Annotated in this window: 9 protein-coding genes; 6 read left to right on the forward strand and 3 right to left on the reverse strand. The window is 66.1% G+C overall.

The window, feature by feature from the left end; all coding sequences use genetic code 11:
• Positions 1-41: 41 nt before the first annotated feature.
• On the forward strand, positions 42-1,421 hold the full coding sequence (gene purB / locus ACZYSP_RS33235) for an adenylosuccinate lyase (RefSeq protein WP_093174419.1): 1,380 nt from the start codon (positions 42-44) through the stop codon (positions 1,419-1,421).
• Positions 1,421-1,981: a YaeQ family protein gene (locus ACZYSP_RS33240; RefSeq protein WP_093055271.1), complete on the forward strand. Its 561-nt coding sequence runs from the start codon at positions 1,421-1,423 to the stop codon at positions 1,979-1,981. The genes purB and ACZYSP_RS33240 overlap by 1 nt, the downstream gene beginning before the upstream one ends.
• A gap of 10 nt (positions 1,982-1,991) precedes the next feature.
• Here the strand turns inward: ACZYSP_RS33240 and ACZYSP_RS33245 are convergent, their stop codons facing one another.
• Entirely contained in the window at positions 1,992-2,297 is a 306-nt protein-coding gene (locus ACZYSP_RS33245; protein WP_093055269.1) for a putative signal transducing protein, read from the reverse strand.
• Positions 2,298-2,299: 2 nt separating this feature from the next.
• Positions 2,300-2,770 carry a DUF3717 domain-containing protein gene (locus ACZYSP_RS33250; protein ID WP_093055267.1) on the reverse strand — a complete coding sequence of 157 codons (471 nt, stop codon included), beginning with the start codon at positions 2,768-2,770 and terminating at the stop codon, positions 2,300-2,302.
• Between the two features lie 490 nt (positions 2,771-3,260).
• On the opposite strand from ACZYSP_RS33250, the gene ACZYSP_RS33255 reads away from it, so the two are divergent.
• The 3 genes from ACZYSP_RS33255 (at position 3,261) to ACZYSP_RS33265 (ending at position 4,994) form a co-directional block, all read left to right on the forward strand.
• A complete protein-coding gene (locus ACZYSP_RS33255) occupies positions 3,261-4,010 on the forward strand; it encodes a TerC family protein (RefSeq protein WP_093076270.1) in 750 nt (249 codons plus the stop codon).
• Positions 4,011-4,087: 77 nt separating this feature from the next.
• On the forward strand, positions 4,088-4,552 hold the full coding sequence (locus ACZYSP_RS33260) for a hypothetical protein (RefSeq protein ID WP_093055263.1): 465 nt from the start codon (positions 4,088-4,090) through the stop codon (positions 4,550-4,552).
• 88 nt (positions 4,553-4,640) lie between these two features.
• Positions 4,641-4,994, forward strand: a complete 354-nt coding sequence (locus ACZYSP_RS33265; RefSeq protein WP_093055261.1) for a phage holin family protein — start codon at positions 4,641-4,643, stop codon at positions 4,992-4,994.
• 24 nt (positions 4,995-5,018) lie between these two features.
• Here ACZYSP_RS33265 and ACZYSP_RS33270 read toward each other — a convergent pair whose 3' ends face one another.
• Complete coding sequence (locus ACZYSP_RS33270; protein WP_489018834.1) at positions 5,019-6,584, reverse strand: M48 family metalloprotease; 1,566 nt, start codon at positions 6,582-6,584, stop codon at positions 5,019-5,021.
• Between the two features lie 53 nt (positions 6,585-6,637).
• Between ACZYSP_RS33270 and moaC the strand changes: the two genes are divergently transcribed.
• On the forward strand, positions 6,638-7,120 hold the full coding sequence (gene moaC, locus ACZYSP_RS33275; RefSeq protein ID WP_097197643.1) for a cyclic pyranopterin monophosphate synthase MoaC: 483 nt from the start codon (positions 6,638-6,640) through the stop codon (positions 7,118-7,120).
• Positions 7,121-7,259 lie beyond the last annotated feature (139 nt).

The following is a 7,259-nucleotide window of genomic DNA, read 5'->3' on the forward strand; positions in this document are numbered from 1 at the left end:
CGGTACCGCCCCACGGACCGCCGGCCGCCTAAAATTCGGGCATGAGCTTTTCCACCGTTTCCGCCCTTTCCCCCCTTGATGGCCGTTACGCGGCCAAACTCGCGGCGTTGCGTCCGCTGATGAGTGAACAGGGCTATATGCACCGGCGCGTGCAAGTCGAGGTGGCGTGGTTCATTGCGCTGTCCGACTGCGGCTTCGCCGAATTCAAGCCCCTGACGGGCGGCGCCCGCAAGTACCTGCTGGGCCTGGTGTCGCACTTTTCCGAGGCCGACGCGCTGGCCATCAAGGAAATCGAGAAAACCACCAACCACGACGTGAAGGCGGTCGAATACTGGATCAAGTCCAAGTTCGAGGCCCGGCCCGAGCTGCTTGCGGCCGCCGAGTTCGTGCACTTCGCCTGTACCAGCGAGGACATCAACAACACCAGCCACGCCCTGCAGATCCAGGCCGCGCGCGACAAGGTGGTGCTGCCGGCCATCGACGGCCTGATCACCAAGCTGCGCGAAATGGCGCACCAGTTCGCCAACGTGTCGATGCTGTCGCGCACGCACGGCCAGACCGCCAGCCCGACCACGGTCGGCAAGGAAATCGCCAACGTGACGGTGCGCCTGTCGAAGGCCCGCGCGCAGATCGCCTCGGTGCAGCTGCTGGGCAAGATGAACGGCGCGGTCGGCAACTACAACGCCCACCTTGCCGCCTGGCCCGACTTCGACTGGGAAGCCTTCAGCCGCAAGGTCATCGAGACGCCCGCGCCGCTGGGCCTGGGCCTGAGCTTCCAGCCGTACAGCATCCAGATCGAGCCGCACGACTACATGGCCGAGCTGTTCGACGCGGTGGCCCGCGCCAACACGATCCTGATCGACTTCTCGCGCGACATCTGGGGCTACGTGAGCCTGGGCTACTTCAAGCAGCGCCTGAAGAAGGGCGAGATCGGCTCCTCGACGATGCCGCACAAGGTCAACCCGATCGACTTCGAGAACGCCGAAGGCAACCTGGGCCTGGCCAACGCGGTGCTGCGCCACCTGAGCGAGAAGCTGCCCATCAGCCGCTGGCAGCGTGACCTGACCGACAGCACGGTGCTGCGCAACATCGGCGTGGCCTTCGGCTATGCCACTCTGGCCTACGCCAGCCTGGCCACCGGCCTGGGCAAGCTGGAGCTCAACGAGGAAGCGCTGGCCGAAGACCTCGACGCCTCGTGGGAAGTGCTGGCCGAGCCGATCCAGACCGTGATGCGCCGCTTCGGCGTGCAGGGCGCCTACGAGCAGCTGAAGGAAGTGACGCGCGGCAAGACCGTGACGGCCGAGGCGCTGCACGGGCTGATCCGCTCGCTGGAGATTCCGGAAGAGGAAAAGGCCCGCCTGCTGGCGATGACGCCGGCCAGCTACGTCGGCAAGGCTGCCGAGCTGGCCAAGCGCATCTGATGGCCCTCAAGTCCACCATCTTCAAGGCCACCCTCGCGGTGGCCGACATCGACCACGGCTACTACGCCGACCATGCGCTGACCCTGGCGCGCCACCCGAGCGAAACCGACGAGCGGATGATGATCCGGCTGGTCGCGCTCGCGCTCAACGCGCACCAGCTGCAGGACATCTGCCAGGGCGACGGCACGCTGGCCTTCGGCGCCGGCTTGTCGAACGTCGACGAGCCCGACGTGTGGCTGCGCGACTTCACGGGCGAGGTCAAGATCTGGATCGAGGTCGGCCAGCCGGAAGACAAGCCCATCATCAAGGCCTGCGGCAAGGCTGACGAGGTGATCGTCTATTGCTTCAACCACGCGGCAGAAATCTGGTGGCGCGGCATCGAGAACAAGCTCACGCGGCCGCAGAACCTGAAGGTCTATCGCGTGCCGACGAATGCCTCGCAGGCGCTGGCCGCGCTGGCGCAGCGCAGCATGCAGCTGCAGGCGACCATTCAGGAAAACACGCTGACGCTGGGCGACGGCGTCAACAGCATCGACGTCGAACTGCTTCGCTGGAAGTAATACCGCGCGGCTAGGCGGCCGGCATCATCTCGCCGCACTGCCAGCACTGCTCGAAGCCGCCTTCGACCTGCTCGCCGCACACGCACAGCCAGCTGCGCTGAGGGCGGTGCTGCAACTCGTGCAGCAGCCTCCTGGCCAGATCGAACTGGGCCTCGTCGTCGATCCAGATCTCGGGCAGGCACTGGTCGGGTGGCAGCTGGCCCATCACCGCGCCGAGGAATTCGCGCTGCACGGTGGCGGCCACGCCCTCTTCGCGCAGCGCGTGCACCCACACGGTCGCGATCGCGAGGTTGGGGGCTTGCGCGAGGCGGCGCATGGTCAGGGGGCCCAGTTTTTCTCGTCGTCGGGATCGAGCTCAGGCTCGGCGGCGGACGGCGGCGGTTCTGCCTCGCGTGCGCGTTCGGCATAGCGGTTGAAGCGCCAGGCCGAGTCTTCCATCGTGATGCGGCGCCACGTGGCGCGCTTCTCGACGGGTGTCATGCCGGGCCAGAACTGCACCTCGTCGAAGGTGCGGCCGCAGCCCTTGCATTCGTCGTCGCCCTGGCTGGTGGAGCAGATCGCGATGCAGGGCGTGTCGGGCGTGCTCTCGTACCAGGCCATCCAGGCGGCCCAGGCCTTGGGCGGAAAGCCGACCTCGTCGACTTCGTCCTCGTGGTGAAAAACCATGAGCGCGTAGACCTCGGCCAGCGCGCGCAATTCGGGACCGAGCGTGACCCCGTCGGGCGACGGCGTCTTCTCGCGCCAGTGATTGATGGCGGCCTCGATGTCGGTGATGTGTATGGCGGCCATGGAACGTGAAAAAGCAGCGGACGGCGATCATAGTCCGGCAATGTCCTGAAACGCCGAAGGGACAAGATTGCTATGAAAAGCAGAGCGTCAAACGCCCTATCCATCAGCATTTCCAAGGCGTTCTCTTTAAGCCCGTGGAAACTTTCGATTGCAGCGACGGGAGCTTCGATGCTCTAATCCGCCCCACGAAGGGGAGTAGCTCCCGACCGCTGTCCACGGCAGCGCGAATCGTCAGGTCGTCAATACGAAGCAAAACACTTCCGGCCTGCCGGACAACGTACGCGCACTCGCGCGGGCGCTGTCGAGCGAGACCTTCGATTTGAACCTGTGCAGGTTTGGTCGAAGCGTTCGCAAGCTCCCGGTGTCACCCCCGGACTTCATTCCTCGCTTTCGACCTTCCCGTACGGGATGAATCGAAACGCATCGGCATGCGCCTTCCGTCGTCGCCCCTGAAGGGAGAGGCTGGGGCGCAAAGACAAAAGAGGAATCTATGGAAATGTTCATGACCCCGGAGTTCTGGGTCGCGGTCGGTCAGATCATCATGATCGACATCCTGCTGGGTGGCGACAACGCCGTCGTGATCGCGCTGGCCTGCCGCAAGCTGCCGCCAGCTCAACGCACCAAGGGCATTCTTTGGGGCACAGCGGGCGCCATCATCCTGCGCGTCATCCTGATCTTCTTCGCGCTGACGCTGCTGGCCATTCCGTTCCTGAAGCTGGTGGGCGCAATCCTGCTGCTGTGGATCGGCGTCAAGCTGCTGGCCCCTGAACACGACGACGCACACGGCAACATCACCGGCAGCGACAAGCTGTGGGGCGCGGTCAAGACCGTGATCGTGGCCGACCTCGTGATGAGCGTCGACAACGTGATCGCCATTGCCGGTGCCGCGCAAGGCGCGGGCGACGGCCACCAGATGCCGCTCGTGATCTTCGGCCTGCTCGTGAGCATCCCGATCATCGTCTGGGGCAGCCAGCTGGTCATCAAGCTGATGGACCGCTTCCCGATGATCATCACGCTGGGCGGCATGCTGCTCGGCTGGATCGCCGGCACGATGGCCGTGTCCGACCCCGCACTGGCAAACGCCGCCGCCTGGACCTGGGTGCCGAAGGTGCCGCAGACCGACGTGGTCAAGTACGCCGCCGGTATCGCCGGTGCGCTGCTGGTGCTGGCAATCGGCAAGTGGGTGGCTGCGCGCCACGCCCGCAACAAGCCTGAACAACAGGCGGTGACGACCGGCTGAGCCGGTGGTCACTGCTCAACCACGAACTTCCTGTCCAAACCAGTCTCTGTCACTCTAACTACCTGAAGGAGCACGCCATGGAAAAGATCATTCTTTATGTCGACGACGTCACCTACGCCTGTGAGCAGTTCGCCGAACTTGCTCCGGACGCGAGCACCGTCGTGGCGCGCCATTGGGTGCTCGTGGCCTGCGCGCCGCGCATGACGCATCGCATCAGCAAGTGGGTGAGCCACAGCGCGCGCGAGAACTGGCGCGCCAAGTGGTTCAGCAAGGTGCAGGCGCAGATGCTGCCGCTGCTGGAGCGCAATGGCGGCCAGGTGACCCCGGTGCTGGCCAAGGGCCCGCTGACCGAACTGACGGCACAGCTCAAGCGCGAGCACTCGGCCGTTCACGTGGTCGATGCACGCCGCCCGAAGATCGGCGTCGACCTGGAGCCGGTAACGCCCGACCAGACACCGGCCCATCAATCGGGCTGGGCCTTTCCCGGCGCAGTGATGGGCATGGGCGCGCTGCTGGTGCTGGCGAACGAACTGGCCGAGTAAGGCAGGACGAGTCTCTCTGGACGAGCCCCGGTGCGGCAACGCACCGGGGCTCGTTGTTTTGTGGGCCCTGGGGTATCCTGAGCGCCCTATGCGCATCATCATCAAATGGCTGCTCAGCGCCGTGGCGCTGCTGGCGGTTGCCTATCTCTACAGCGGTGTCCAGGTCAACAGCTTCGGCTCCGCGCTGATCGCGGCCGCGGTGATCGGCCTGCTCAACATGGTCGTGCGGCCGGTGCTGGTGGTGCTGACGCTGCCGGTCACCATCGTCACGCTCGGGCTGTTCCTGTTCATCATCAACGCGCTGCTGTTCTGGGCCGCGTCGGGGCTGCTGAGCGGCTTTCACGTCAGCGGCTTCCTGGCCGCGCTGATCGGCTCGCTGCTGTATTCGCTGCTGGGGCTGCTGATCGAGTCCGCGCTGGGCGGGCTGCTGTCCAAGCGCTGAATCTGCAGCGGCTGCCGCGCTACGTCACTTCAGCGGCGGCTCCGCGGCCTGCTCTTTCACCAACGCCTCCACGGCCCGCGCACGGGTGTCGATGATCGATGCCTCGTAGTGGTCGACCACCTTGGACTGGCGGACGAGTTCCTGCGCGGCCTTGAAGCGGTCGCGCGCGGCTGGGTAGTCGAGGATCGCCACGTTCGCCTCGGCGTCGGCGCGCACCGCGCGCAGCGTGTCGTTCTGGGCACCGTAGAGATTGGCGAGCGTGCGCCACGCCGTGGCATCGCGCGGGTTCGCGGCGACCCAGTCGCGCAAGACAGGAATCATCGGCGCGGGCTGGCGCATCGCCGTGGCGGCTTCGGCAGCGAGCATCATCTCGGGCCGCTCCTTCGACTTGGCATCGAGCAGCGCAGCCGCCTTGGGCGCGGCGCCTGCGGCCAGTTCGATCTCCGCGTTGAGCCACCGCGCCTGCTTCGTCGCAGCCGGGTCTTCCGCCGTGCGCGCGACCAGTCGTTCGACCAGCGTGCGCGCGTTCTTGTAGTCGCGCATTTCCTTGGCCGACATCGCCGCCGCGTAGAGCGTGCCGGCCTGCTGTGCCGGCGAGCTTTTCGCGAACTCACCGCTGGAGGCCGATTCGATCCAGAGCCGCAGCACGTCGACGCCCGGGCGCGTCAGCACGCGGGCGCGCGCAGCGATCATCGCGTGGTCCATCGCCAGCGGAACCGGCGGCGCCGCGTCCATGCGGAACTGGAAGCGACCCTGCATGTCGGAGATGCGCTCGGTGGTCAGCGGGTGGCTGCGCAGGTAGGGGTACGAGCCGTTGTCGTTGAGGCGCGAGGCGTACTGCAGCTTCTCGAACATCGCGGCCGCGCCCTGCGGCGCGAAGCCCGCCTGCGTCATCACGCCGAAGCCGATGCGATCAGCCTCGCGCTCCATGTCGCGCGAAAAACTCAGCTGGTTCTGCATGAACAGCGCCTGGCTGCCCATGATCACGGCCTGGCCTGCGTCGCCGTTGCGGCTCTTGCCGGCCGCGATCATCCCGAGGATCAGGCCCGCGATCATCAATGGCATCTGCTTGCCCTGCTTGCTCATGATGCGCGAGATGTGGCGCTGCGTGACGTGCGAGAGTTCGTGCCCGAGCACCGTGGCCAGCTCGTCGCGGCTGCCGACCACCGCCACCAGGCCGAGGTTGAGCCCGAGGTAGCCACCGGGCAACGCGAAGGCATTGATGTTGCGGTCCCGGCCCAGCAGGATCGTCCAGGCGAAGCGCTCGTCGAGCTCGGGCGTGAGCTCGCCGCGCGCGCGGGCGGCCGCCAGCAGGCGCTGCCAGATGTCCTGCACGTAGGCAGCGATCACCGGGTCGTCGATGTAGTCCGTGTCGCGGTACAGCTCACGGGCGATCTGGTCGCCGAGGTGGCGCTCGGCGCTGGCGGTCATCTCGCCGCCATCGCCCATGCCGGGCAGGATCTGCTGCATCTGCGCCAGCGCGGGCACCGGCAACAGCACCTGGGAGGCTATCAAAAAAGTAGCGCACAACGACCGCAAGGCAGGCATCGGCGGGCTTTTCGTGGGGCGATGGGGAGTCAAGCGCGGCATTCCTCGTCTGTGGCTCGGGCTCGTATGATGCATCTTCAAAACGAACGTTCACCATGAGCACTCTCACCCATTTTGACGCCCAGGGCCAGGCCCACATGGTCGACGTGGCCGGCAAGCCCGCAACCCACCGCGTGGCCGTCGCCACCGGGCGCATCGAGATGCAGGCGGCGACGCTGGCGCTGATCGAATCGGGGACGGCGAAGAAGGGCGACGTGCTGGGCATCGCACGGATTGCGGGGATTCAGGCGGCGAAGAAGACGAGTGATCTGATTCCGCTGTGTCATCCGCTGGCGTTGACGCGGGTGGCTGTGGCGTTTGCGCTTGCCGACGCGGGGAGCGTGCCGCAAGTGGTCTGTACGGCGACCGTCGAGACTGTCGGGCCGACGGGGGTGGAGATGGAGGCGTTGACGGCGGTGCAGGTGGCGCTACTGACGATCTACGACATGTGCAAGGCGGTGGACCGGGGGATGCGGATCACCGATGTGCATGTGCTGGAGAAGCATGGGGGGAAGTCGGGAAGTTGGGTGGCGCCGTAGCCGCACCACTAGCAGGCTGCTGAAATACCAGGCGCGCCGAAGCCATCCTGCGCACTGAAGGCGGCGGTTGTGTGATTTCGACGTTCCAGGGTCGCTGTCGGCGCTGTTTTCCCGCTTCGAGGACGCTTCTTCGGCTCTC

The sequence above is a fragment of the Variovorax sp. F042 genome (assembly GCF_057814215.1).

Coding starts and splice junctions, on each gene's coding strand:
- ACZYSP_RS33250 (WP_093055267.1), bottom strand. CDS start 2,770: ATGGCCGCCATACACATCACCGACATCGAGGCCGCCATCAATCACTGG.
- moaC (WP_097197643.1), top strand. CDS start 6,638: ATGAGCACTCTCACCCATTTTGACGCCCAGGGCCAGGCCCACATGGTC.
- ACZYSP_RS33255 (WP_093076270.1), top strand. CDS start 3,261: ATGGAAATGTTCATGACCCCGGAGTTCTGGGTCGCGGTCGGTCAGATC.
- ACZYSP_RS33260 (WP_093055263.1), top strand. CDS start 4,088: ATGGAAAAGATCATTCTTTATGTCGACGACGTCACCTACGCCTGTGAG.
- ACZYSP_RS33265 (WP_093055261.1), top strand. CDS start 4,641: ATGCGCATCATCATCAAATGGCTGCTCAGCGCCGTGGCGCTGCTGGCG.
- ACZYSP_RS33245 (WP_093055269.1), bottom strand. CDS start 2,297: ATGCGCCGCCTCGCGCAAGCCCCCAACCTCGCGATCGCGACCGTGTGG.
- ACZYSP_RS33270 (WP_489018834.1), bottom strand. CDS start 6,584: ATGCCGCGCTTGACTCCCCATCGCCCCACGAAAAGCCCGCCGATGCCT.
- purB (WP_093174419.1), top strand. CDS start 42: ATGAGCTTTTCCACCGTTTCCGCCCTTTCCCCCCTTGATGGCCGTTAC.
- ACZYSP_RS33240 (WP_093055271.1), top strand. CDS start 1,421: ATGGCCCTCAAGTCCACCATCTTCAAGGCCACCCTCGCGGTGGCCGAC.